Consider the following 22,811-nt stretch of genomic DNA (forward strand, 5'->3'; position numbering starts at 1 on the left):
GAATTTTCCTCGAGGTGTGTTTGTTTTTTTTATGAGGCCGTTGATCGGCCGTTCGTTCAGCGACCGGCGCGTTCAAGCGCTGGCGCATCCGGGTTTTGAGTGTAGAGCATGAGTCGTGCCAGGCCGTGATTTCGATCAGCAAGGCCCGTGCTAAAGGGGTAGCAGGGTTTTCTGACGGGGGAATTGCAGGAGTGTTCGGTCGGCTGGCCGAATAGTGGCATTGTTTGCTGTTCGGAAAACCGAATGCAGAGGCCGGCGGCTAGCCGCCGCAGGAGCGCGGCTTGTCGGAATGCCGCGCTACCGCGAAAGGACCGCAAAGCGGTCCCGGTATTCATGGGCCGCCTGGATCAGGCCGCGCGGCTCAGCTCGCGGCGCTGCAGATAATCGCGCAACCCCTGCTGCTCCGCCGCGCTGAGGAACAGCCCCAGCTTGGTCCGCCGCCACAGGATATCGTCCGCCGACAGCGCCCATTCTTCGCTGCAGAGGTAATCCACTTCCCGGCTGAACAGTCCGCCGCCAATGGCTTCGCCCAGATCCTCCGGCCCTTGCACGCCTTCCAGCAGACGCCAGGTGCGGCTGCCGTAGGTCAGTGCCCAGCGCTTGGCCAGTGCACTCGGCAACCAGCCATGGCGGGCGAGGATCTCGTCGCACAGGGCCTGCGCCGTGCTCATGCCTTCGCCACCCGGCAGCGGCGCGCTGGCGGTCCAGCTGGCGCTCATCTGGGGGAACCAGGGCGCCAGTTCGCTCATCGCCGACTCGGCCAGCTTGCGGTAGGTCGTCAGCTTGCCGCCGAACACCGACAGCAACGGCGCCTGGCCAGCCTCGGAGGACAGCGCCAGGGTGTAGTCGCGGGTCACTGCCGACGGGTTGTCCGACTCGTCGTTGCACAAGGGGCGCACACCGGAATAGGTGTGGAGGATGTCGGCCCGGCTCAGTTGATGGTTGAAGTGCTGGTTGACCACGTTCAGCAGGTAGTCGGTCTCGGCCTCGGTGATCGCCACCCGGGCCGGGTCGCCGCTGTATTCGCGGTCGGTGGTGCCGATCAGGGTGAAGCGCTCCAGGTACGGAATGGCGAAGACGATGCGCTGGTCTTCGTTCTGCAGGATGTAGGCATGCTCGCCGTCGTACAGCTTCGGCACGATCAGGTGGCTGCCCTGGATCAGGCGGATGCCGTAGGGGGCGTCGAGCTTGAGGTCGTCCTCGATGAACCGCGCGACCCACGGGCCGGCGGCGTTGACCAGGGAGCGGGCCTGGAGGGTCTGCTGGCTGCCGTCGGCGCGTTCGATCTGCACCTGCCACAGGTTGCCGCTGCGACGGGCGCTGACGCAGCGGGTGCGGGTGAGGATATGCGCGCCGTGTTCGCGGGCGGCCATGGCGTTGAGCACCACCAGGCGGGCATCGTCCACTGCGCAGTCGGCATATTCGAAACCGCGGCTGATCGCCGGCTTCAGCGGGTTGCCCGGGCCGAAGCGCAGGCTGCGCGAAGCACCGAGCTGCTTGCGCTTGCCCAGGTGGTCATAGAGGAACAGGCCGGCGCGGATCATCCAGGCCGGACGCAGGTGCGGGCGGTGCGGCAGGACGAAACGCATCGGCTTGACGATGTGCGGCGCCTTGGCCAGCAGCACTTCACGCTCGGCCAGGGCTTCGCGGACCAGGCGGAATTCGTAATGTTCGAGATAGCGCAGGCCGCCGTGGATCAGCTTGCTGCTCGCCGAGGAGGTATGGCTGGCGAGGTCGTCCTTTTCGCAGAGGAACACCGAAAGGCCGCGTCCGGCGGCATCGGCGGCGATGCCGACACCATTGATGCCGCCACCGATGACGGCGACGTCATAGACCTCGGCAAGGATGGGAGAGCTGGATTGGGACACGGCGCGGCCTCTCGAAAAGTCGTTCTGATATCTTTTATGAACATTAATGTTCGTATTCGAAAATGTTAGCCGAACGAAAAGGCCGCGACCAGTGACTTTTCATAGAAAATACTGATCGTGTTACAAACAAATGAAAAATTCCGAACATTCGCGCCGCCAGCCTTGCGCTGGCGGCGATGCTGGGCTCAGACCACTTCGAGGCGAATCTTGTACTGGTTGAGCAACTGGGTCAGGGCGCTGACCGGCGCCTGGTCGGTCACCAGGCAGTCGATCAGGCTGATCGAGCCCAGGCGCACCATGGCGTTGCGTCCGAACTTGCTGGAGTCGGCGGCGAGGATCACCTGGCGCGCATTGGCGATGATCGCCTGGGACACCCGCACTTCCTGGTAATCGAAGTCCAGCAGGCTGCCGTCCTCGTCGATGCCGCTGATGCCGACCAGGGCGAAATCCACCTTGAACTGGTTGATGAAGTCGACGCTGGCCTGGCCCACCACGCCGCCGTCGCGGCGCACGTTGCCACCGGCGAGAAGGACTTCGAAATCGTCCTTGGCACTGAGGATCGAGGCCACATGCAGGTTGTTGGTGATGATCTTCAGGTGGTTGTGGTTGAGCAGGGCGCGGGCGATGGATTCGGTGGTGGTACCGATATTGATGAACAGCGAGGCGTGATCGGGAATCTGCCGCGCCACGGCTTCGGCGATGCGTTGCTTTTCGTCGCGCATCTGGTCGGCGCGCATGGCGTAGGCGGTGTTTTCGATACTGGAATCGTAGGCCGCGCCACCGTGATAACGGCGCAGCAGATTGACTTCCGCCAGCTGGTTGATATCGCGGCGGATGGTTTGCGGGGTGACGACGAACAACTGCGCCATTTCCTCGATACTGACGTAGCCACGCTCGCGGACCAGTTCGAGAATTTGTTGTTGGCGGGGAGGCAGATTCATGGGCGTCCTATGGGGCGGCCGAAAAATGCCTGCAATGATGCCGGAGGAAGGCGCGGGGGACCAGTCCGGGGACGGCACCGGCATGGCGTTTGGCGCAGCCGTCCCCGAACGGGAAGGGCCGCGCCTCGCCGCTGAAACGTTACTCTTCGTGAGGCTCCCAGTCGCGGGTACGATCCACGGCCTTGAGCCAGCCGCTGTAGAGCTTCTCTTTCGCTGCTTCATCCAGCTGCGGCGTGAACTCGCGCTCGATCAGCGCCTTGCCGCGCAGTTCGTCCAGGCCGCTCCAGAAACCGCAGGCCAGGCCCGCCAGGTAGGCGGCGCCGAGCGCGGTGGTTTCACGCATCTGCGGACGTTCGACACAGGTGCCGAGGATGTCCGCCTGGAACTGCATGAGGAAGTTGTTGGCCACCGCGCCGCCGTCCACGCGCAGGGCGCTCAGGCGCTGGCCGCAGTCCTGCTGCATGGCGTCGAGGACGTCGCGGGTCTGGTAGGCGATGGACTCCAGCGCGGCGCGGATGATGTGGTCGACCTTGACCCCGCGGGTCAGGCCGAACAGCGCGCCACGGGCGTACGGATCCCAGTACGGCGCGCCGAGACCGGTGAAGGCCGGCACCAGGTAGACGCCGTTGCTGTCCTTGACCTTGCTGGCGAAGTACTCGGTGTCGTGGGCATCGTTGACGATCTTCAGTTCGTCGCGCAGCCACTGCACGGTGGAACCGCCGTTGAATACCGCGCCTTCCAGCGCATAGGCCACCTCACCGCGCGGACCGCAGGCGATGGTGGTGAGCAGGCCGTGGGACGATTGCACGGCCTTCTCGCCGGTGTTCATCAGCAGGAAGCAGCCGGTGCCGTAGGTGTTCTTGGCCTGGCCCGGTTCCACGCACATCTGGCCGAACAGCGCGGCCTGCTGGTCCCCGGCGATGCCGGCGATGGCGATGTTGCTCTTGGTGTAGCCGTAGATTTCCGAGGACGGGCGCACCGGCGGCAGCATCTGCTTGGGGATGCCCAGTACGTCGAGCATCTTTTCATCCCACTGCAGGGTATGAATGTTGAACAGCATGGTCCGCGAGGCGTTGGTGTAGTCGGTGACATGCACCTTGCCGCCGGAGAATTTCCAGATTAGCCAGGTGTCGATGGTGCCGAACAGCAGTTCGCCGCGCTCGGCACGTTCGCGCACGCCGTCGACGTTGTCGAGGATCCACTTCAGCTTGGTCCCGGAGAAGTACGGGTCGGTGACCAGGCCGGTGGTTTCGCGGATGTAGTCCTGCAGGCCGTCGCGCTTGAGCTGCTCGCAGATCTCGGTGCTGCGGCGGCACTGCCAGACGATGGCGTTGTACACCGGGCGTCCGGTTTCCTTGTCCCAGACCACGGTGGTTTCGCGCTGGTTGGTGATCCCGATGGCGGCTACCTGGTCGTGGCTGATGCCCGCCTGGGCCAGGGCCTCGACCATGGTCGCGCTCTGCGTGGCGAAGATCTCCATCGGGTCGTGTTCGACCCAGCCGGCTTGCGGATAGTGCTGGGCGAACTCGCGCTGGGAGGTACCGACAACGTTTGCGTCACGGTCGAAGATGATGGCCCGCGAACTGGTCGTGCCCTGGTCGAGGGCGATGATGTAGTTCTTGTTCTGAAGGTCTGTCATGTCGTTGGCCTTGCAGTGAAATAGGTTGAGGTCAGGGCTCGCTGATTCGTGCAGGAATCAGGAAGTCTGGGTCTTGCCCTGAGCGTTGTCGTCGGTCTGCGCGGCGGTCGCGGCGGCATTGGGCAGGCTGCGGGCGAACACGCCACGGTACAGGGCGGCACCCACGCTGGCTCCCATGATCGGCGCGAAAACCGGAACGAGGAAGTAGGGAATATCGCGACCGCCAGTAAAGGCCACATCGCCCCAGCCGGCGAGGAAGGTCATCAGTTTCGGCCCGAAATCCCGTGCCGGGTTCATCGCGAAGCCGGTCAGCGGCCCCATGGCGCTGCCGATCACGGCGATCAGCAGGCCGATCAGCAGCGGTGCGAGAGGACCGCGGGGCAGGCCGTTGTTGTCATCGGTCAGGGCCATGATCACGGCCATGAGGATGGCGGTGATGATCACTTCGACGAGGAAGGCCTGGCCGGTGGACAGCGCCGCGTGCGGGTAGGTGGAGAATACCGAAGCCAGTTCCAGGCTGGCCTGGCTGCCGCGGACCATGGCGTGGGTCTGTTCGTAATCGAAGAACAGGCTGCTGTACAGCGCGTAGACGAGCGCGGCGCCGCAGAAGGCCCCGGCGATCTGGGCGACGATATAGAAGGGCAGTTTGCCTTTTTCGAATCCGGCGAACAGGCACAGGGCGATGCTCACGGCCGGGTTCAGGTGCGCGCCGGAAATCCCCGCGGTCAGGTAGATCGCCATGCTGACGCCGACACCCCAGATGATGCTGATTTCCCACAGGCCGAAGCTGGCACCCGCGACCTTGAGCGCGGCGACGCAACCGGTGCCGAAGAAGATCAGGAGCGCGGTGCCGAAGAATTCGGCCATGCATTGGCTGGACAACGTCGGTTGTTGTAGAGCAGTCGTCATTCGATACCTCGGTTCTTGTTGTTGTGAGGCGCACTGAGCGCTCGACGGAAACCCGGCAGAAATCCCCATTTCGGCCAGGTGGACGGTGTTGATGCGCTTAATGAGGGCATCGCCATATTCAGATTCGAAAAAATATAGACAAGAAACGCTTATGTCAAAGGTCGAAAGCGAACCATCATCCACAAATTGACTGATGGCCCACGCACTGTCTCGCCTTGTCCTACAAGACCATGGTTGCGGACTAGGTTTTGTCCTACAGTAGCCAGCGAACGGAAACCGAACTCAGTTGTTGGAGCCCCCGCATGACCCCTGCCCTGGATCTGTTGAAGAAGGTTCGCGCCGAACATCGTATTCACAGTTACGAACATGACCCCAAAGCCGCTTCCTATGGCTTGGAGGCCGCGGAGAAGCTCAACCTGAACCCCCAGCAGGTGTTCAAGACCCTGCTTGCGGCCACGGAAAAGGGCGAGTTGCTGGTGGCGGTGGTACCGGTGGTGGGGACGCTGGACCTGAAGGCGCTGGCCCAGGCCGCGGGGGTGAAGAAGTGCGAAATGGCCGATCCGGCCGCAGCCCAGCGTTCGACTGGCTATCTAGTTGGCGGAATTAGCCCACTCGGTCAGAAGAAACGTCTGAGGACTTTTATCGATCAATCCGCGGAAGGTTTTCCTACCATCCACGTGAGTGCCGGCCGGCGCGGGTTGGAGGTGGAGTTGGCGGCTGCGGTGCTGGCTGAGCATACCCAGGGCAAGTTCGCCGATATCGGCCGGGAGTAGGCAGGCATCGTTGAACGAAAAAGGCCGTCACGGTTGTGACGGCCTTTTTCGTTCAGTGCGCCACGCTGTGGCGGCGAACGCCGTTGTCTGCGGCTGGCAGTCTGGCTTCGACGCTGCCCGAGGCGGCGAACAGCACCAGGTGATCCGCCGCCACGGTGATGCCGACGTCCTGGCCAATCGGGAAGTCCAGATGGCTGGGGAAGATCGCTTCGAGCTGGGTGCCTGTGGCCAGTTGCAGGCGGTACAGGGTCGAGGCGCCCTGGAAGCTCTTGCCGCTGACCCGCGCGCTGAGGGCGCTGTCGGGGGCATGCACGATATCGTCGGGACGCAGCAGGACATCCACCGCACCGCCCACCGGCAAGGTGTAGGCGCGGTTGCCGCGCAGCTCGCCGAGCTCGGTCTGCACCGTTTCCGGGCTGAGCAACTGGCCGCGGATGAAGTAGCCCTGGCCGACGAAGCTGGCGACGAATGGCGTGGCCGGTTCGTGATAGAGGTTGTAGGGCGTGTCCCACTGCTCCAGGCGGCCTTCCTTGAACACGCCGACATGGTCGCTGACGGCGAAGGCTTCTTCCTGGTCGTGCGTGACCAGGATCGCGCTGGTGCCGCGGCTCTTGAGGATGTCGCGAACCTCATGGCTGAGACGGCGGCGCAGTTCCACGTCGAGGTTGGAGAAGGGTTCGTCGAGCAGCAGCAGTTGCGGCTCGGGCGCCAGGGCGCGGGCCAGGGCCACACGCTGCTGCTGGCCGCCGGACAGTTCGTGCGGGTAGCGCGCGCCCAGGCCGTCGAGCTTGACCAGCTCCAGCATGTCCTTGACCACGTCCTGGCGGCGCGGGTGCTTGCCGAGGCCGAAGGCGACGTTTTCCGCCACGCTCAGGTGGGGGAACAGTGCGTAGTCCTGGAAGACCATGCCGATCCGGCGTTTTTCCGGGGCCAGGGTGAACCCGGCCCGGGAGATGACTTCGCCCGCCAGCTGGATTTCGCCGCCATGCACCGGCTCGAAGCCGGCGATGGCGCGCAGGGTGGTGGTCTTGCCGCACCCGGAGGAGCCCAGCAGGCAGCCGATGTCGCCGGCGTTGAGGTGCAGGTTGAGGTTCTGGACGATGCGCGCCTCGCCATAGCCGCAGGCGAGGTCGCGAAGGTTGAGCAGTAGAGGTTGACTCATGCGTGGTGGTAGGCCGGTTCGACAAGGAATTCGAGAAGCGCCTTCTGTGCATGCAGACGGTTTTCCGCCTGGTCCCAGGCGACCGAACGTGGGTCGTCGAGCAGATCCATGCTGATTTCCTCGCCACGGTGGGCGGGCAGGCAATGCATGAACAGGGCATCGGGGGCGGCCAGGTCGAGCAGTTCGCGGGTTACCTGGTACGGCGCGAAGCGCTCCAGGCGCCGCGCGGTTTCCTCTTCCTGGCCCATGGAGGTCCAGACGTCGGTGCTGACCAGGTGGGCGTCACGTACCGCCTCCTTGGGATCGCGGACGATCCGCACGCGGTCACCGGCCTGGGCGACGAACTTGGCGTTGGGCTCGTAACCTTCGGGGCAGGCGATGCGCAGCTGGAAGTCGAACTGGATGGCCGCTTCTATATAGCTGTTGCACATGTTGTTGCCGTCGCCGATCCAGGCCACGGTCTTGCCCTGGATCGAGCCGCGGTGTTCGAGGAAGGTCTGCATGTCGGCCAGCAGTTGGCACGGGTGCAGGTCGTCGGACAGGCCGTTGATCACCGGTACGCGGGAATTGGCGGCGAATTCGGTCAGGGTGCTGTGGGCAAAGGTACGGATCATCACCGCATCGAGCATGCGCGACATGACGATGGCGCAGTCGCCGATCGGCTCGCCGCGGCCCAGCTGGGTGTCGCGCGGGGAGAGGAAGATCGCCTGGCCGCCGAGCTGGATCATGCCGGCTTCGAAGGACAGCCGGGTGCGGGTCGAGGACTTCTCGAAGATCATGCCCAGCACGCGATTTTTCAGGGGCTCGAAGAGTACGCCGCGGTTACGCAGGTCTTTCAGCTCGATCCCTCGGCGGATCACACTGACCAGTTCTTCGGCGGTGAAATCCATCAGGGAGAGAAAGTGCCTAGCGCTCATCATTGACTACCTTTTTTGCAACAGACCGCAGATCAGCAACAACCGGTTTTTCGGAAACACGGATGAGACCTGCGGCGTAAGCCGCACGGGGCGACGAAATAGGGGAAGGCGCAATACTATAATTAAATGTCGCGTCTTACCAAGTGGGGTTGCGCCGTGACGCGGGTGGCGCAGTGGAGGTCGCTTTGCGACCTTTCGCTGGCACAGCGGCTCCAGCCAGGGGAGCGGCGTTGCCGTTGGTCTGCTTTTTCGACAGAGCAAGCGACCTTTGTACACTGCCCGCAGCGGGCTTTGCAATCGACGGGCAGGGCTTTGTCGGGCGCCGGGGCCATCGTCCGGGCTGATGCCGGAGGATTCACGCGACGAAGATCGCTGGCGGCACGCCGGGGCCGCAGCCATAGTCGGGGACGGCATTCCCCCGATCGCAGAACAAGAGGCGGCCATGACCAAGACCGTGCACCACCGAGCCTGTCACCTGTGCGAGGCCATTTGCGGCCTGACCTTCGAGCTGCAAACCGACGACGGCGCCGCGCCGCGCATCGCCTCGATCAAGGGCGATCCGCAGGACAGCTTCAGTCGCGGCCATATCTGCCCCAAGGCGGTGGCGCTGCAGGATATCCAGAACGACCCCAACCGCCTGCGCGGCCCGGTCATGCGGGCCGGCGAGCAGTGGCTGCCGATTTCCTGGGACGAAGCCTTCGAACTGGCCGCGCGCAAGCTGCACGACATCCAGCAGCGCCACGGGCAGAACGCCGTGGCGGTCTATCAGGGCAACCCCAGCGTGCACAACTATGGGTTGATGACCCACAGCAATTACTTTCTCGGCCTGCTGAAAACCCGCAATCGTTTTTCCGCCACGTCCGTCGACCAGTTGCCCCATCACCTGAGCAGCTATCTGATGTATGGCCACGGCCTGCTGCTGCCGATCCCGGACATCGATCACACTGATTTCATGCTGATCCTGGGGGGCAATCCATTGGCCTCCAACGGCAGCATCATGACCGTGCCGGACGTGGAAAAGCGCCTCAAGGCCCTGCAGGCGCGCGGCGGCAAGCTGGTGGTGGTCGATCCGCGCCGCAGCGAAACCGCGGCGATGGCCGACCAGCATCTGTTCGTTCGTCCGGGAGGCGACGCGGCGCTGCTTTGCGGGGTGCTCAATACGCTGTTCGAGGAAGGCCTGACCCGCGCCACGCACCTGCCGGTCAGCGGCCTGGATGAGGTCCGCGCGGCCTTGCGACCGTTCACCGCGGAAGTCATGAGCATGCTCTGCGGCATCGAAGCCGGCCTGATCCGCCAGTTGGCGCGGGATTTCGCCGCCGCCGACAAGGCCGTGTGCTACGGGCGCATGGGCGTCTCCACCCAGGCCTTCGGCACGCTCTGCCAGTGGCTGGTGCAACTGATCAACCTGGTCAGCGGCAACCTCGACCGGGTCGGTGGGGCGCTGTGCACGGAGCCGGCGGTGGACCTGGTGGCGATCACCAGTGGCGGGCATTTCAATGTCTGGCAGAGCCGTGTTTCCGGGCTGCCGGAGTACGGCGGTGAGTTGCCGGTGGCGGCCCTGGCCGAGGAGATGCTCACCGAGGGCGAGGGCCAGGTCCGCGCCCTGGTGACCGTGGCCGGCAACCCGGTGCTGTCGACGCCCAACGGGCGGCAGCTGGAGCAGGCGCTGGATGGCCTGGAATTCATGCTCAGCGTCGACCTGTACATCAACGAGACCACGCGCTACGCCGACCTGATCCTGCCGTCGACCTCGGCACTGGAGAATGATCACTACGACACCACCTTCAACCTGTTCGCGGTGCGCAATGTCACGCGCTTCAACCGCGCCATCCTGCCCAAGCCGCAGGGCGCGCTGCACGACTGGGAGATCTTCGTCGGCCTGGCCGAAGCCTTCGCGCGGATCGCCGGCAAAGCGCTCAAGCCGACCTTGCCGCCGGCGCAGATGATCGACCTGGGCCTGCGTGGCGGCCGCTATGGCCAGGGCTCGCCGTTCGATCTGTCGCTGCAGACCCTCGACCAGCATCCGCACGGCATCGACCTGGGGCCTCTGCAGCCCAATCTGGCCGCGCGCCTGAAGACCGAGAGCGGGAGCATCGAGGCGGCCCCCGCAGCGCTTCTCGCCGATCTGCAGCGCTTTGCCGCGCAACAGCCGCCCAGCGCCGCGCAATTGCTGTTGATCGGTCGTCGCCATGTGCGCAGCAACAATTCCTGGATGCACAACTTTCACCGCCTGGTGAAGGGCAAGCCGCGCCATCAACTGCTCATGCACCCGCAGGACCTGGCCGGGCGCCAGTTGCAGGACGGGCAGCGGGTGAGAGTGACGTCGCGGGTCGGCTGCATCGAGGTGGAAGTGCAGGCCAGCACCGACATGATGCCCGGCGTGGTCAGCCTGCCCCACGGTTTTGGCCACGCTCGGCCGGGTGTGCTGCTGGACATCGCCAGCGCCCAGTCCGGGGCCAGCGCCAACGACCTGACCGATGAACGCCTGGTCGATGCGTTGTCCGGCAATGCCGTGTTCAACGGTGTGCCGGTGGAGGTGGTCGCCGCATGATTGTCGGCAAGGCCGAGCGTCGTGCTCGGCTTTCCGATACAATGCGTCACCGTGCCGACAAACCAGGTCGGAAAGTTCAGCCGAGGTGCTTCATGGATATCATTGAAACAATCAAAGAGCAGATCGCCAACAACACCATTCTGCTTTACATGAAAGGTTCGCCGAATGCCCCGCAGTGCGGCTTCTCGGCCAAGGCAGCGCAGTGCGTGATGGGTTGTGGCGAGAAGTTCGCTTACGTCGACATCCTGCAGAACCCGGAAATTCGCGCCAACCTGCCGAAATACGCCAACTGGCCAACCTTCCCGCAACTGTGGGTGGGCGGTGAGCTGGTCGGCGGCAGCGACATCATGACCGAGATGTTCCAGAACGGTGAGCTGCAGACCCTGATCAAGGATGCCGCCGCCAAGGCCAAGGCTGCCGAAGCCTGATTGCCTGGTGTTGTCGAGGAGCCCCGCGATGCGGGGCTTTTTCGTTTCTGGTGGGCTGAAATGCAAAAACGCCGCGCTCCGGGTGGGAGCGCGGCGTTTTCGTGTGCCGGAAAGCGTGGCTTATTCGCCGTCGCCCATCTGCGATTGCAGGTAGTTTTCCAGGCCGACCTTGTCGATCAGGCCCAGTTGGGTTTCCAGCCAGTCGATGTGTTCTTCCTCGGACTCGAGGATGTCTTCCAGCAGCTCACGGCTGCCGAAGTCGCCGACGGTTTCGCAGTGGGCGATGGCGGCTTTCAGGTCGATCAGGCCCTTCTGCTCGATCTTCAGGTCGCACTCGAGCATTTCCCGGGTGTGTTCGCCGATCAGCAGTTTGCCCAGGTCCTGGACGTTGGGGATGCCCTCGAGAAACAGAATCCGCTTGATCAGTTTGTCAGCGTGCTTCATTTCGTCGATGGATTCTTTGTATTCGTGCTTGCCGAGCTTATCCAGACCCCAGTCTTCGTACATGCGGGCATGCAGGAAGTATTGGTTGATCGCGACCAGCTCGTTTCCGAGGATCTTGTTGAGATGCTGGATGACGCTTACGTCGCCTTTCATGGTGGGGTCCCGCCCTGTCAGAGTGTCAATGAGCGGAAGTTTGATCCTGACAACTTTCGCTGTCAAACCTAAGTTATTGAATAATAAATAAAAATTAATCGGAATAAGAATGTTTTTGGTCCGCGTTCTATACCTAACTATTTGAATTTCAGGCATAAAAAAACCGGACACGGGGTCCGGTTCTTCAGGAATGCGGGAAAATTATTTTTCAGGCCGCGGTGAATTCCACGGGATAGGGCAGGGCAGCGGCCTGGCTGATCTGGATTTCGGCGAGGGTCTCGCGTACCACCTGCTTGGCGACGCACGCACATTTGCCACACTGGCTTGCCACATTGGTGGCGGCGCGGACTTCCTTGTAGCTACAGCATCCTTCATAGATCGCATCGCGGATCTGTCCGTCGGTTACACCAACACAAAGACACACATACATAGAAGAAAACCATCAGGGCGTTAGGCTCGAATAAGAGAAGCCTAATGGTAATGAGAATGCTTGTCAAAGCACTTTCTTCAAGGGGCGAAATAGAGCGACCGCCGGTAGGAAAAAGAGTCGAATCGCCATGACTCGGCGTCCCGCCCGGGGCCGTGTATGATGCTCAACCCATGTCAGGCGGATTCTCACGCCTGCGTAGTCAAATTCAACACCATCAGGAGATATCGAATGAGCGTGCTCGTTGGCAAAAAAGCCCCGGACTTCACCGTCGCCGCTGTACTGGGCAATGGCGAAATCGTCGACAGCTTCAACCTGGCTTCGGCTATCAAGGGCAAGTACGGCCTGGTGTTCTTCTACCCACTGGACTTCACCTTCGTCTGCCCGTCCGAGCTGATCGCCCTGGACCACCGCATCCCCGAGTTCCAGGCGCGCAACGTCGAAGTCATCGGCGTTTCGATCGACTCGCACTTCACCCACAACGCCTGGCGCAACACCCCGGTCAACAACGGCGGTATCGGCCCGGTCAAATACACCTTGGCCGCCGACATCTCCCACGAGATCTGCAAGGCCTATGACGTCGAGTCCGAAGGCGGCGTGGCCTTCCGTGGCGCCTTCCTGATCGACACCAACGGTGTCGTGCGTTCGCAGATCGTCAACGACCTGCCGCTGGGCCGCAACATGGACGAGCTGCTGCGTCTGGTCGACGCCCTGCAATTCCACGAAGAGCACGGCGAAGTCTGCCCTGCCAACTGGAAAAAAGGCGACAAGGGCATGACCGCTTCGCCAGAAGGCGTTGCCGCGTACCTGAGCGAGAACGCTGGCAAGCTGTAATTGCCATGCATAAAAAAACCGGCCTCGATGGCCGGTTTTTTTATGCGCGGGAAAACGCCTTCAATCGTTGAAGTCGTGCCAGCCGCCCATTTCCTTCCAGCGGTTGACGATGCCGCAGAACAGCTCGGCGGTCTTCTCCGTGTCGTAGCGGGCGGAGTGCGCCTCGCGTCCGTCGAAGTCGATGTCGGCGCTCTGGCAGGCCCGTGCCAGCACGGTCTGACCGTAGGCCAGGCCGGCCAGGGTCGCGGTGTCGAAGCTGGAGAACGGATGGAACGGGTTGCGCTTCATGTCGTTGCGCGCCACCGCGGCGTTGAGGAAGCCGAGGTCGAAGCTGCTGTTGTGGCCGACCAGGATCGCCCGCTTGCAGCCGTTGGCCTTCAGCGCCTTGCGTACACCGCGGAAGATGTCGGTCAGCGCGGCTTCTTCGCTCACCGCCATGCGCAGCGGGTGATCGAGCTTGATCCCGGTGAACTCCAGGGCTGCCTGTTCGATGTTGGCGCCTTCGAACGGCTCGACACGGAAGAAGTAGGTGTGTTCCGGGAACAGGAAACCCTTTTCGTCCATGCCGATGGTGACCGCGGCGATTTCCAGCAGCGCGTCGGTGGCGCAGTTGAAACCACCGGTCTCGACATCCACCACGACCGGCAGGTAGCCGCGAAAGCGCGCTGCCATCGGGTGGCGCGAACCACCGCCGCCCAGACCTTCCTGGTCGTCGTCGAACTGATCGTCACTCACACGTTGTCCTCCAGCAGGCGCCAGCGCATCTGCTCACCGGCGCGCAGCGGAACGACGGTCTGCTCGCCGAACGGCAGGCTGTCGGGGGCGGTCCAGCTTTCGCGGACCAGGGTGATGGTGTCGGTGTTCGCCGGCAGGCCATAGAAGGCCGGGCCGTGCAGGCTGGCGAAACCTTCCAGCTTGTCCAGCGCATTGCGCTGCTCGAAGGCCTCGGCGTACAGCTCGATCGCCGCGAAGGCGGTGTAGCAGCCGGCGCAGCCACAGGCGGCTTCCTTGGCGTGACGGGCATGCGGGGCCGAGTCGGTGCCGAGGAAGAACTTGCTGTTGCCGCTGGTGGCGGCGTCGAGCAGGGCGACCTGGTGGGTGTTGCGCTTGAGGATCGGCAGGCAGTAGAAGTGCGGGCGAATGCCGCCGACCAGCATGTGGTTGCGGTTGTACAGCAGGTGCTGGGCGGTGATGGTCGCGCCGACGTTGGCCGGGGCTTCCTTGACGAACTGCGCGGCATCGGCGGTGGTGATGTGTTCGAACACCACTTTCAGGGTCGGGAAGCGTTCCACCACGCGACGCAGGTGTTCGTCGATGAACAGCTTCTCGCGGTCGAACACGTCGATCTCGCTGCGCGTCACTTCACCGTGGACCAGCAGGAGCATGCCGACTTCGGCCATGGCTTCGAGGGCCGGGAAGATCTTGTCGATGCTGGTGACGCCGGAATCCGAGTTGGTGGTGGCACCGGCCGGGTACAGTTTGGCGGCGTAGACGAAGCCGCTGGCCTTGGCCGCGCGGATGTCTTCCGGCTGGGTACGGTCGGTGAGGTACAGCACCATCAGCGGCTCGAAACGGCTGCCAGTCGGGCGGGCATCCAGGATGCGCTGGCGATAGGCGCCGGCTTCGGCGGCATTGCGTACCGGTGGCACCAGGTTGGGCATGATGATGGCGCGGGCGAAGGTGCGCGCCACGTCGCCGACGGTATGAGGCAGGACGGCTCCATCGCGAAGATGGATGTGCCAGTCATCGGGACGCAGAAGGGTCAGGCGATCGGACATTGGGCTTTCCAGGCGGTTCGAACTCTGGGCGAATGCTACCGGAAAAGCCTGTTCCGAGCACTCGCTATCAAGTTTTGCCGATGCCGTCCGATAGCCTGCAGGTAAGTCGAGAGAATTTTGTGGAGCCGCCCCGTGCGCCAGCGTTATCTAGCCCTGCTCAGCCTGTTCGCCAGCCTTCCGGCCGCCGCGCTCACGTTCCAGACGCGCGTGGAAAACATCGAGTGGAAGGTCGAAGGCGATCAGTTCGAGTGCCGACTGATCCAGCCCATTGCCGACTTCGGCAGCGGCGAGTTCGTGCGGCGCGCCGGCGAGCAGGCGACCTTCCGCCTGCGCTCGACCAGCAACGTGCTCGGTGCCGGCTCGGCGACCCTGCTGGCCGCCGCCGCACCGTGGCAGCCGGGGCGCGGCGACATCAACCTCGGTTCGATCCGCATGGCTCGCAGCGGTGTGCTGTTCAACAGTTCCCAGGGCCAGGCCAGCCGCCTGATCAACGGCCTGCTCGATGGCCGCAGCACGGTGGTGCGCAACTATGCCGGCGAGGCCGGACAGAGCATGGAAGTGCGTCTGCTGCCGGTGAAGTTCAACAAGGCCTATGCCGATTACCAGGCCTGCTCGGTCAAGCTGCTGCCGATGAACTTCGACCAGATCCGCCAGACCCGTGTCGGCTTCCCGGGCAACGGCATCGACCTGGATGCCGACGCCCGCGCGCGACTGGACGTGCTGCTCGATTTCCTCAAGGCCGATCCCACGGTCAACCACATCGAGCTGGACGGTCACTCCGACAACAGCGGCAACCGCCTGACCAACCGCGACCTCTCCCGGCGCCGTGCCCTGGCGGTGCAGGAGTACCTCAAGGCGCATGGCGTGCCGGAGGAGAGCATCGTCGTGCGTTTCCACGGCGAGCGTTATCCGCTGGCGGCCAACAACTCCCCGGCCAACCGCGCGCGCAACCGCCGGGTGAACATCCAGCTGGATCGTGTCACGCCCGTGGAGAAACCCGCCGCGGAAAAACCGGCGGAGCCCGCGGCACCGACGCCGCCGTCAAGCGCCCCGGCGAGTCCCGCGGCCCAGGCCCAGCCAGGTAAACCCGCGATCAAGTCCTGAGTGCGACGGTCCGTCGCGCTCACGACAGTTCCTGTCGCTTTGTCGTCACAAGCTGTCGCCCCACTGTAAATTTCATGGCGGGATGGTAGACTCTACGGTTTTCCGTACAACCCCGTGGAGTGATGGCATGGCGGACGTAAAAAAGGTCGTACTGGCGTATTCCGGCGGCCTTGATACTTCGGTGATTCTCAAGTGGCTGCAGGATACCTACAACTGTGAAGTGGTGACTTTCACCGCCGATCTGGGGCAGGGCGAAGAGGTCGAGCCGGCCCGCGCCAAAGCCCAGGCCATGGGCGTCAAAGAGATCTACATCGATGACCTGCGCGAAGAGTTCGTGCGAGACTTCGTGTTCCCGATGTTCCGCGCCAACACCGTCTACGAAGGCGAGTACCTGCTGGGTACTTCCATCGCTCGTCCGCTGATCGCCAAGCGCCTGATCGAAATCGCCAACGAAACCGGCGCCGACGCCATTTCCCACGGTGCCACCGGCAAGGGCAACGACCAGGTCCGCTTCGAGCTGGGCGCCTACGCGCTGAAGCCGGGCGTCAAGGTCATCGCGCCATGGCGTGAGTGGGACCTGCTGTCCCGCGAGAAGCTGATGGACTACGCCGAGAAGCACGGCATCCCGATCGAGCGTCACGGCAAGAAGAAGTCGCCGTACTCGATGGACGCCAACCTGCTGCACATCTCCTACGAGGGCGGTGTCCTGGAAGATACCTGGACCGAGCACGAGGAAGACATGTGGCGCTGGAGCGTTTCCCCGGAAAACGCCCCGGACCAGGCGACCTACCTGGAACTGACCTACCGCAACGGTGACATCGTCGCCATCGACGGCGTCGAGATGAGCCCGGCCACTGTCCTTGCCGAACTGAACCGTATCGGCGGCGCCAACGGCATCGGCCGTCTGGACATCGTCGAGAACCGTTACGTCGGCATGAAGTCCCGTGGCTGCTACGAGACCCCTGGCGGCACCATCATGCTCAAGGCCCACCGCGCCATCGAGTCGATCACCCTGGACCGCGAAGTCGCTCACCTGAAGGATGAGCTGATGCCGAAGTACGCCAGCCTGATCTACACCGGCTACTGGTGGAGCCCTGAGCGTTTGATGCTGCAACAGATGATCGACGCTTCCCAGGTCAACGTGAACGGCGTGGTACGCCTGAAGCTGTACAAGGGCAACGTCATCGTCACTGGCCGCAAGTCCGACGATTCGCTGTTCGACGCCAACATCGCGACCTTCGAGGAAGACGGCGGCGCCTACAACCAGGCCGACGCCGCAGGCTTCATCAAGCTCAACGCCCTGCGCATGCGCATTGCCGCGAGCAAGGGCCGTTCGCCGCTCTGATTCGGCAGCGTCACTGAAAAAACCCGGCATCGATGCCGGGTTTTTTTATTCGCAGATCGGTGGGGAATGATTTTGTGGCGTCTCGGCGACGATACTGATGCGTTTCCCCGATTCCAGATTGTGCAGCGTCAGCGTTCCCGTCGTTGTGTTCTGCAGGGCATGCCGCGCGATAACTTCCAGAAGCGCCTGTGAACCGGGGCCGGACAGGGTCACCGTGGTCAAGGTTGTTGCGTGTGAAAACGGAAGTGCAAGTGTCGGAGAACTTTCCAGGTTGCGTGCATCCGCTGCAGGGGATGACGTTGCCATTGTTTCCGTTGTCGTGTTTTCCGCCGTCTGATCCTCCGGACCATAAAGACTTTTGGTGTTGAAGTTCAGGGTAAGAAAAAACAGCAATGTCAGAAACGGAGGAAAGCCAACCAGGAACCAGGTGTAGATACTCTGGCTGCTTTCATCCAGAAACGGCAGAGACGCCAGCGCCGATGCTTCGATGATTCCGGCGAAGATGGCGATGATGGTCAGTGGACTCTTCGGTTCTGAGCTGCTCATGGGCGGTGTTCTCTGCGCTGTCGCGCGTCTGCTCGCGGCTGTTCGGGCCGCGTGGTCCGGGGGCTTTGCCGCGAGTCTGGCGCACAATGCGCTGGCTCATCACCGGGTGATGGCTCTTGCCGAGGAAGTCTTTCGGGGGGGCGGCTTGGGACCGCAGGCGACTGGGGCCAGGTGGATCGGACTTATTTCGTGCTTATTAGGGAAATTTCCTTCAAGCAGTCAGTCGTTATTCGTAACGATATTTTTGATGTGCATGGCTAGCATCCGTTGATGCCTTGGTGGCTTCGCACAAGGCGCGCGAGAACCGTCAAACAAAACAGTCTGTAGGAATATTCTGTAAGAGCATTCCCTTATTTATGTAGTACTTGTCTTTGCGTGCAAGTGTTCGCCACAGACATCATGCATTGCACGGACTGACTGGGCTATTGTTGCGGGCCTCTAATAAGTCGAATAGTTAATAATGGATCTTGCCCATGAATAAAGTGCTGATCGTCGATGACCATCCGGTCATTCGCTTGGCCGTGCGTATGCTGATGGACCGGCATGGTTATGAAGTGATTGGGGAAACGGACAACGGCGTGGATGCGCTGCAACTGGCCCGGGAGCACCTGCCGGATATCGTCATTCTGGACATCGGGATTCCCAAGCTCGATGGTCTGGAAGTCATTGGCCGGCTGACGGCCAATGGCATCGTCATCAAGGTCCTGGTGCTTACCTCGCAGGCGCCGGGGCATTTTTCCATGCGCTGCATGCAGGCGGGGGCGGCGGGGTACGTGTGCAAGCAGCAGGATCTCACCGAGTTGCTCAGTGCGATCAAGGCGGTGCTGTCCGGCTACAGTTACTTCCCCAACCAGGCGTTGCATTCGGTGCGTTCGAACCTGGGCGGATCCAGCGAGGCGGACATGGTCGGACGCTTGTCCGGAAGGGAAATGATGGTGTTGCAGCAACTGGCCCGCGGCAAGTCCAACAAGGAGATCGCCGATGGCATGTTTCTCAGCAACAAGACGGTAAGTACCTACAAGACGCGCCTGTTGCTCAAACTCAACGCGCGCTCACTGGTCGACCTGATCGAGCTGGCGCAACGCAACGGTCTGGTCTGATGTCGGTACAAAACGCAAAAAGCCTCCGGTAATGGAGGCTTTTGTTTTTTCAGGCCCATAACGTTTCAAAGATCGAAGTCGTAATCAGCCAGTTGCTTCTGCAAACGGCGCTCTTCCAGCAGATTGTCGATGGTACGACGCTTGCTCAGGTTGGTTTTCGCCGCTTCTACGGGAGTGTCGGAAGCAAACTCTTCAGGCGCTGCGGATTCATCATCAATATCAAGGTCTTCTTTATCAGTGCTCATGTGTCACTCCGTTCCAAGAGGGCCGTTGGCGCTCCTTATAACGATATTCCAGACACGGGTAAAAAAGATTTTTTCAATCAATGGGGCAGGAATTCCCTATTTCGTCAATCGTCGGAGGTCTTCTGCTTGTATTCGCACAAGTCCTCGATCCGACAACTTCCGCAGCGCGGCTTGCGGGCCTGGCAAACATAGCGTCCGTGCAGGATCAGCCAGTGGTGGGCATCCAGCAGATAGGCCTTGGGCACGAACTTCAGCAATGCCTTTTCCACGTCCAGGACATTCTTCCCGGGCGCGATCCCGGTGCGGTTGCTGACGCGGAAAATGTGCGTATCCACCGCCATGGTCAATTGCCGGAAGGCCGTGTTGAGGACGACGTTGGCGGTCTTGCGTCCTACGCCGGGGAGGGCTTCCAGCGCCTCGCGGGTTTCCGGGACCTGACCGTCGTGCTGCTCCACGAGAATGCGGCAGGTCTCGATGACGTTCTTCGCCTTGCTGTTGTACAGGCCGATGGTCTTGATGTACTCGGACAGGCCTTCCACGCCCAGGGCATGGATGGCCGCAGGGGTGTTGGCCACCGGGAACAGTTTCGCGGTGGCCTTGTTGACCCCGACGTCGGTGGCTTGTGCCGAGAGAATCACGGCGATCAGCAGCTCGAAGGGTGAGCTGTAGGCCAGTTCGGTCTTGGGTTCGGGATTGTCTTCATGCAGCCGGCGGAAAATCTCCAGGCGTTTGGCGGCGTTCATCGATCAGCGGTTTCCTTCACGGTCTTGGATGGCCTGTTGCGACAGGCTCGATTGATCAGGGCCAGCAGCAGGCCGAGCAACAGCAGGGCGCCCGGTGCGAGGCTGGCGAGATGCAGGCCGGTGCTGCCCGACCCGCCGGTAAATGAAAGGTGCAGTGCGCCACTGGCCAGCAGTTCGCGGCTACATCCCAGCAGCAGGAACAGCGCGCTGTAGCCAGCCAGCAGCATGGCCACGCGACGCCATTGCCCGGCGTTGCCGAGGCTCTGTTCGAACAGCAGGCAGCTCACGGCGATGAGTTCCGGGTAGATGCCCAGCGCCTGGCGCAACTCCAGGGCCCAGGCCTGCAGGGCCAGGGTCTGGCAGGTGACCACCAGGGCGGCCAGCAGGATACTGGCGAGCCTGCTGCTGGTCGTGTCCAGGCGGCTGCGCAGCGGGGTCATCAGGCCGCGATGGATGCCGATCGCCACGACGCTGAGCAACGCCATGCTGGCGCCCTGGACCAGCGTCTGGCTTGCGCCCAGCAGTGGTGCCAGGCTCAGGGCGGCGAGCCAGGACCTATTCATGAGTGCCATCCTCCGCCAGCCACAGCCGCGCATGCCCGTCGAAGTAGCGCAGGGCGTCCTGGATGGCCTGAATTACCGCCCGTGAGGTCACGCTGGCTCCGGCCAACTGATCGAACTGGCCATTGTCGCGCTTCAGCGCCCAGGCGCCTTCCGGTGTATTGCCCTGGCTGCGACCGTTGAAGGCCTGCAGCCAGGCATTGCCCGGCTCCGCCAGGCGTGCGCCCAGGCCCGGGGTTTCCTGTTGTTGCAACACCCGGCTGGCGAGCAGCCGGCCTTCGCGGTCGATGGCGATCAGCAGGTCGATCGGGCCCCCGTAACCCTGGAAACGGCTATGCAGCACCACTGCGTTGGGGCGGCCCTGCAGTGTGGCGAGATAACCGGCCTGCAGGCGGCTGTGTGGCAATTGCGGATCGGGCAGGGTCAGTGGTTGTTGCAGGGGCTGGTTGTCGTAGCTGCCCTCGGGCAGCACGCTGAGCCAGGTGCGGGCCTGCAGGCGCTGCTCTGCGGCGCTGATCCGCGGCGCGCAATAGTGCTGCCAGGCAACGCTGGCACCCACCGTCAACACGGCGAGGAGCAGGACCAGCAACAGGCCGCGACGCTTCATGTCGCCTCCGGTTGCCGACGTTCGCCCCAGCGATCCAGCGCCGGTACGCAGAGGTTCATCAGCAGCACGGCGAAGGCCATGCCGTCGGGGTAGTTGCCCCAGGTGCGGAGCAGGTAGACCAGCACGCCGACGCCCGCGCCGAACAGCAGGCGGCCCCATGGGGTTTTCGCGCCGCTGACTGGCTCGGTGACGATGAAGAAGGCGCCGAGCATGGTCGAGCCGGCCAGCAGATGCAGGAGCGGCGAGCCGTTGGAGTCGGAGCCCGAGCCGTTCCAGCAGAGCAGGCTGATGACGAACAGGCTGCCCAGCAGCGCCAGCGGTGCGTGCCAGCTGATCACTTTGCGTTGCAGGAGGAACAGGCCGCCGGCGAGAAAGGCGAGACTGGCCCATTCGCTACCGCGCCCGGCGAAATGACCAAAACCGGGGTGACTGGCGAACAGTTCGTCGATGGTCAGACTGCGGTTCTGCCGCAGTCCGTCGAGCACGGTGGCCTGGGCCCAGGCGTCGGGTCGTTCGCCGAGGCTGAACAGGGCATCGAGGCTGTGGCCGAGGTCCGGCGCTTGCGGCGCCGGCCAGTGGGTCATCTGCACCGGGAAGGACAGCAGCACCACGGCATAGCCGAGCATCGCCGGGTTGAGCGGGTTGCGCCCGACCCCGCCGTACAGCTGCTTGCCGAGGGCGATGGCGCTGCTGGCGGCAATCAGCGGCAACCACCACGGCGCCTGGGCGGGCAGGGCGATGGCCAGCAGGACCGCGCTGACCAGCGCGCTACCGTCATTCAGTGCTGGCCGTAGCGGGCGCTGACGCAGCCGCAGCAGCGCGGCTTCGGTCAACAGCGCGCCGGCGGCGGCGAGCAGCAGGTTGAACAGAACGCCCCAGCCGTAGGTCCAGAACAGCACCAGGAACCCCGGCAGACAGGCCAGCAGCACCAGTTGCATGGCGCTGCGCAGACGAACGTCGGTCTCAACCGCGGGCATGGCCATCGACCGCTTGCAGGGCGTCCAGACGGGGGGCGCTGACGATGGACACCACCTTGCTGCTTGCGCCCAGCGGCAGCAGGGCGTCGATGCGTTGAATCAGGCTCATGATGTGAACAATCCATTGAAACCGAGAAAAGCCATGGCCATGATCCCGGCGCCCATCAGCTCGATGGGCAGGCCGCGGAAGGCCAGGGGCACATCGTCATGCTGGCTGCGCTGGCGCAGGTCATCGAACAGCGCCAACACCAGCCAGAAACCCAGGCCGCTGCCGAGTCCGACCAGCAGTGCAGGGAGTACGCCGCGGTTCGCGTCACTCAACTGCAGGCATAGCCCGAGCAGCGCGGCATTGCCAGCGAGCAGCGGCTGGAGGCCGTCGAAGCGCCAGTGTTTCAGGCCGCGGCGCAGCCCCGCGAGAATCGGTGCGGCGCTCAGCACGCCGAGGGGCAGGAAGACAAACAGACGCAGGTAGTCGAGGTGCAGCGGGCGCAGGCCGTACTGGTAGAGCAGTTGCCCGAACGTGCTGACCAGCAGCATCGCTACCAGCGTGGCCAGCCCCAGCGCGTGGACCCGCGGCCGGGTCGGCGCGGCGTCCTCGCGCAACAACGGATCGAGCGCCAGCGTGTGCTGCAGGACGATGTTGTTGATCAGGGCTGCGCCGATCAGCGCGAGGATCAGTTCGGTCATGACGGTGCCAGCGGCAAGGTGCAGGAGGCCATTATCCGGCAATGACGAGGCAATGAGAACGCCCCGGCGGGTG

General features: G+C 63.1%; 25 protein-coding genes. 7 read left to right on the top strand and 18 right to left on the bottom strand.

Features of this window, described 5'->3' with window-relative positions:
• Positions 1 to 347: 347 nt before the first annotated feature.
• The 4 genes from glpD to RTI28_RS05830 form a co-directional block, all read right to left on the bottom strand.
• Positions 348 to 1,868 (bottom strand): glycerol-3-phosphate dehydrogenase, encoded by a 1,521-nt coding sequence (glpD, locus tag RTI28_RS05815; RefSeq protein WP_316919550.1) that lies wholly within the window; start codon positions 1,866 to 1,868, stop codon positions 348 to 350.
• Positions 1,869 to 2,053: 185 nt separating this feature from the next.
• Positions 2,054 to 2,809 carry a DNA-binding transcriptional repressor GlpR gene (glpR, locus tag RTI28_RS05820; protein WP_316919551.1) on the bottom strand — a complete coding sequence of 252 codons (756 nt, stop codon included), beginning with the start codon at positions 2,807 to 2,809 and terminating at the stop codon, positions 2,054 to 2,056.
• A 139-nt stretch (positions 2,810 to 2,948) separates the two neighbouring features.
• Positions 2,949 to 4,448, bottom strand: coding sequence for a glycerol kinase GlpK (glpK, locus tag RTI28_RS05825; RefSeq protein ID WP_316919552.1), 1,500 nt, complete (start codon positions 4,446 to 4,448; stop codon positions 2,949 to 2,951).
• Positions 4,449 to 4,505: 57 nt separating this feature from the next.
• On the bottom strand, positions 4,506 to 5,357 hold the full coding sequence (locus RTI28_RS05830; RefSeq protein ID WP_316919553.1) for an MIP/aquaporin family protein: 852 nt from the start codon (positions 5,355 to 5,357) through the stop codon (positions 4,506 to 4,508).
• A 302-nt stretch (positions 5,358 to 5,659) separates the two neighbouring features.
• Between RTI28_RS05830 and ybaK the strand changes: the two genes are divergently transcribed.
• Complete coding sequence (gene ybaK / locus RTI28_RS05835) at positions 5,660 to 6,130, top strand: Cys-tRNA(Pro) deacylase (RefSeq protein ID WP_042122736.1); 471 nt, start codon at positions 5,660 to 5,662, stop codon at positions 6,128 to 6,130.
• Positions 6,131 to 6,182: 52 nt separating this feature from the next.
• On the opposite strand, the gene RTI28_RS05840 is transcribed toward ybaK, so the two are convergent.
• Positions 6,183 to 7,292, bottom strand: coding sequence for an ABC transporter ATP-binding protein (locus RTI28_RS05840; RefSeq protein WP_316919554.1), 1,110 nt, complete (start codon positions 7,290 to 7,292; stop codon positions 6,183 to 6,185).
• Positions 7,289 to 8,209, bottom strand: a complete 921-nt coding sequence (gene argF / locus RTI28_RS05845; protein WP_316919555.1) for an ornithine carbamoyltransferase — start codon at positions 8,207 to 8,209, stop codon at positions 7,289 to 7,291. Before argF ends, RTI28_RS05840 begins: the two co-directional genes overlap by 4 nt.
• Positions 8,210 to 8,651: 442 nt before the next feature.
• On the opposite strand from argF, the gene RTI28_RS05850 reads away from it, so the two are divergent.
• Positions 8,652 to 10,760: a molybdopterin oxidoreductase family protein gene (locus tag RTI28_RS05850; protein WP_316919556.1), complete on the top strand. Its 2,109-nt coding sequence runs from the start codon at positions 8,652 to 8,654 to the stop codon at positions 10,758 to 10,760.
• A gap of 92 nt (positions 10,761 to 10,852) precedes the next feature.
• On the top strand, positions 10,853 to 11,188 hold the full coding sequence (gene grxD, locus RTI28_RS05855; protein ID WP_316919618.1) for a Grx4 family monothiol glutaredoxin: 336 nt from the start codon (positions 10,853 to 10,855) through the stop codon (positions 11,186 to 11,188).
• A 120-nt stretch (positions 11,189 to 11,308) separates the two neighbouring features.
• On the opposite strand, the gene bfr is transcribed toward grxD, so the two are convergent.
• Both bfr and RTI28_RS05865 read right to left on the bottom strand, forming a co-directional pair.
• On the bottom strand, positions 11,309 to 11,785 hold the full coding sequence (bfr, locus tag RTI28_RS05860) for a bacterioferritin (protein ID WP_316919557.1): 477 nt from the start codon (positions 11,783 to 11,785) through the stop codon (positions 11,309 to 11,311).
• 208 nt (positions 11,786 to 11,993) lie between these two features.
• Positions 11,994 to 12,215 carry a bacterioferritin-associated ferredoxin gene (locus tag RTI28_RS05865; protein WP_042122752.1) on the bottom strand — a complete coding sequence of 74 codons (222 nt, stop codon included), beginning with the start codon at positions 12,213 to 12,215 and terminating at the stop codon, positions 11,994 to 11,996.
• Between the two features lie 228 nt (positions 12,216 to 12,443).
• Here RTI28_RS05865 and RTI28_RS05870 point away from each other — a divergent pair, with 228 nt between their 5' ends.
• Complete coding sequence (locus tag RTI28_RS05870; protein ID WP_009399747.1) at positions 12,444 to 13,046, top strand: peroxiredoxin; 603 nt, start codon at positions 12,444 to 12,446, stop codon at positions 13,044 to 13,046.
• Positions 13,047 to 13,106: 60 nt separating this feature from the next.
• On the opposite strand, the gene rnt is transcribed toward RTI28_RS05870, so the two are convergent.
• Both rnt and pyrC read right to left on the bottom strand, forming a co-directional pair.
• Positions 13,107 to 13,781 carry a ribonuclease T gene (rnt, locus tag RTI28_RS05875; protein WP_316919558.1) on the bottom strand — a complete coding sequence of 225 codons (675 nt, stop codon included), beginning with the start codon at positions 13,779 to 13,781 and terminating at the stop codon, positions 13,107 to 13,109.
• On the bottom strand, positions 13,778 to 14,824 hold the full coding sequence (pyrC, locus tag RTI28_RS05880) for a dihydroorotase (RefSeq protein ID WP_316919559.1): 1,047 nt from the start codon (positions 14,822 to 14,824) through the stop codon (positions 13,778 to 13,780). Before pyrC ends, rnt begins: the two co-directional genes overlap by 4 nt.
• A 132-nt stretch (positions 14,825 to 14,956) precedes the next feature.
• Between pyrC and RTI28_RS05885 the strand changes: the two genes are divergently transcribed.
• Positions 14,957 to 15,928 (top strand): flagellar protein MotY, encoded by a 972-nt coding sequence (locus RTI28_RS05885; protein ID WP_316919560.1) that lies wholly within the window; start codon positions 14,957 to 14,959, stop codon positions 15,926 to 15,928.
• Between the two features lie 127 nt (positions 15,929 to 16,055).
• Positions 16,056 to 17,273, top strand: coding sequence for an argininosuccinate synthase (locus RTI28_RS05890; protein ID WP_042122758.1), 1,218 nt, complete (start codon positions 16,056 to 16,058; stop codon positions 17,271 to 17,273).
• Positions 17,274 to 17,318: 45 nt separating this feature from the next.
• On the opposite strand, the gene RTI28_RS05895 is transcribed toward RTI28_RS05890, so the two are convergent.
• Complete coding sequence (locus tag RTI28_RS05895) at positions 17,319 to 17,819, bottom strand: hypothetical protein (RefSeq protein WP_316919561.1); 501 nt, start codon at positions 17,817 to 17,819, stop codon at positions 17,319 to 17,321.
• 473 nt (positions 17,820 to 18,292) lie between these two features.
• Between RTI28_RS05895 and RTI28_RS05900 the strand changes: the two genes are divergently transcribed.
• Complete coding sequence (locus tag RTI28_RS05900) at positions 18,293 to 18,919, top strand: response regulator transcription factor (protein ID WP_042122760.1); 627 nt, start codon at positions 18,293 to 18,295, stop codon at positions 18,917 to 18,919.
• A 65-nt stretch (positions 18,920 to 18,984) separates the two neighbouring features.
• On the opposite strand, the gene RTI28_RS05905 is transcribed toward RTI28_RS05900, so the two are convergent.
• The 7 genes from RTI28_RS05905 to RTI28_RS05935 form a co-directional block, all read right to left on the bottom strand.
• Positions 18,985 to 19,164, bottom strand: coding sequence for a PA3496 family putative envelope integrity protein (locus tag RTI28_RS05905; protein ID WP_042122761.1), 180 nt, complete (start codon positions 19,162 to 19,164; stop codon positions 18,985 to 18,987).
• A gap of 104 nt (positions 19,165 to 19,268) precedes the next feature.
• Complete coding sequence (gene nth, locus RTI28_RS05910; RefSeq protein WP_316919562.1) at positions 19,269 to 19,907, bottom strand: endonuclease III; 639 nt, start codon at positions 19,905 to 19,907, stop codon at positions 19,269 to 19,271.
• Positions 19,904 to 20,470, bottom strand: coding sequence for an Rnf-Nqr domain containing protein (locus RTI28_RS05915; protein WP_316919563.1), 567 nt, complete (start codon positions 20,468 to 20,470; stop codon positions 19,904 to 19,906). The genes nth and RTI28_RS05915 overlap by 4 nt, the downstream gene beginning before the upstream one ends.
• A complete protein-coding gene (locus RTI28_RS05920) occupies positions 20,463 to 21,074 on the bottom strand; it encodes an RnfABCDGE type electron transport complex subunit G (protein WP_316919564.1) in 612 nt (203 codons plus the stop codon). The genes RTI28_RS05915 and RTI28_RS05920 overlap by 8 nt, the downstream gene beginning before the upstream one ends.
• Complete coding sequence (locus RTI28_RS05925; RefSeq protein WP_316919565.1) at positions 21,071 to 22,051, bottom strand: RnfABCDGE type electron transport complex subunit D; 981 nt, start codon at positions 22,049 to 22,051, stop codon at positions 21,071 to 21,073. The genes RTI28_RS05920 and RTI28_RS05925 overlap by 4 nt, the downstream gene beginning before the upstream one ends.
• Entirely contained in the window at positions 22,038 to 22,160 is a 123-nt protein-coding gene (locus RTI28_RS05930; RefSeq protein WP_316919566.1) for a hypothetical protein, read from the bottom strand. The genes RTI28_RS05925 and RTI28_RS05930 overlap by 14 nt, the downstream gene beginning before the upstream one ends.
• Positions 22,157 to 22,738: an Rnf-Nqr domain containing protein gene (locus RTI28_RS05935; protein ID WP_316919567.1), complete on the bottom strand. Its 582-nt coding sequence runs from the start codon at positions 22,736 to 22,738 to the stop codon at positions 22,157 to 22,159. Before RTI28_RS05935 ends, RTI28_RS05930 begins: the two co-directional genes overlap by 4 nt.
• Positions 22,739 to 22,811 lie beyond the last annotated feature (73 nt).

This window comes from Pseudomonas sp. zfem002 (assembly GCF_032621685.1).
GTDB classification, from domain to species: Bacteria; Pseudomonadota; Gammaproteobacteria; order Pseudomonadales; family Pseudomonadaceae; genus Aquipseudomonas; species Aquipseudomonas japonica.

Coding starts and splice junctions, on each gene's coding strand:
- glpR (WP_316919551.1), bottom strand. CDS start 2,809: ATGAATCTGCCTCCCCGCCAACAACAAATTCTCGAACTGGTCCGCGAG.
- glpK (WP_316919552.1), bottom strand. CDS start 4,448: ATGACAGACCTTCAGAACAAGAACTACATCATCGCCCTCGACCAGGGC.
- RTI28_RS05830 (WP_316919553.1), bottom strand. CDS start 5,357: ATGACGACTGCTCTACAACAACCGACGTTGTCCAGCCAATGCATGGCC.
- ybaK (WP_042122736.1), top strand. CDS start 5,660: ATGACCCCTGCCCTGGATCTGTTGAAGAAGGTTCGCGCCGAACATCGT.
- RTI28_RS05840 (WP_316919554.1), bottom strand. CDS start 7,292: ATGAGTCAACCTCTACTGCTCAACCTTCGCGACCTCGCCTGCGGCTAT.
- argF (WP_316919555.1), bottom strand. CDS start 8,209: ATGAGCGCTAGGCACTTTCTCTCCCTGATGGATTTCACCGCCGAAGAA.
- RTI28_RS05850 (WP_316919556.1), top strand. CDS start 8,652: ATGACCAAGACCGTGCACCACCGAGCCTGTCACCTGTGCGAGGCCATT.
- grxD (WP_316919618.1), top strand. CDS start 10,853: ATGGATATCATTGAAACAATCAAAGAGCAGATCGCCAACAACACCATT.
- bfr (WP_316919557.1), bottom strand. CDS start 11,785: ATGAAAGGCGACGTAAGCGTCATCCAGCATCTCAACAAGATCCTCGGA.
- RTI28_RS05865 (WP_042122752.1), bottom strand. CDS start 12,215: ATGTATGTGTGTCTTTGTGTTGGTGTAACCGACGGACAGATCCGCGAT.
- RTI28_RS05870 (WP_009399747.1), top strand. CDS start 12,444: ATGAGCGTGCTCGTTGGCAAAAAAGCCCCGGACTTCACCGTCGCCGCT.
- pyrC (WP_316919559.1), bottom strand. CDS start 14,824: ATGTCCGATCGCCTGACCCTTCTGCGTCCCGATGACTGGCACATCCAT.
- RTI28_RS05890 (WP_042122758.1), top strand. CDS start 16,056: ATGGCGGACGTAAAAAAGGTCGTACTGGCGTATTCCGGCGGCCTTGAT.
- RTI28_RS05895 (WP_316919561.1), bottom strand. CDS start 17,819: ATGAGCAGCTCAGAACCGAAGAGTCCACTGACCATCATCGCCATCTTC.
- RTI28_RS05900 (WP_042122760.1), top strand. CDS start 18,293: ATGAATAAAGTGCTGATCGTCGATGACCATCCGGTCATTCGCTTGGCC.
- RTI28_RS05905 (WP_042122761.1), bottom strand. CDS start 19,164: ATGAGCACTGATAAAGAAGACCTTGATATTGATGATGAATCCGCAGCG.
- nth (WP_316919562.1), bottom strand. CDS start 19,907: ATGAACGCCGCCAAACGCCTGGAGATTTTCCGCCGGCTGCATGAAGAC.
- RTI28_RS05915 (WP_316919563.1), bottom strand. CDS start 20,470: ATGAATAGGTCCTGGCTCGCCGCCCTGAGCCTGGCACCACTGCTGGGC.
- RTI28_RS05920 (WP_316919564.1), bottom strand. CDS start 21,074: ATGAAGCGTCGCGGCCTGTTGCTGGTCCTGCTCCTCGCCGTGTTGACG.
- RTI28_RS05925 (WP_316919565.1), bottom strand. CDS start 22,051: ATGCCCGCGGTTGAGACCGACGTTCGTCTGCGCAGCGCCATGCAACTG.
- RTI28_RS05930 (WP_316919566.1), bottom strand. CDS start 22,160: ATGAGCCTGATTCAACGCATCGACGCCCTGCTGCCGCTGGGCGCAAGC.
- RTI28_RS05935 (WP_316919567.1), bottom strand. CDS start 22,738: ATGACCGAACTGATCCTCGCGCTGATCGGCGCAGCCCTGATCAACAAC.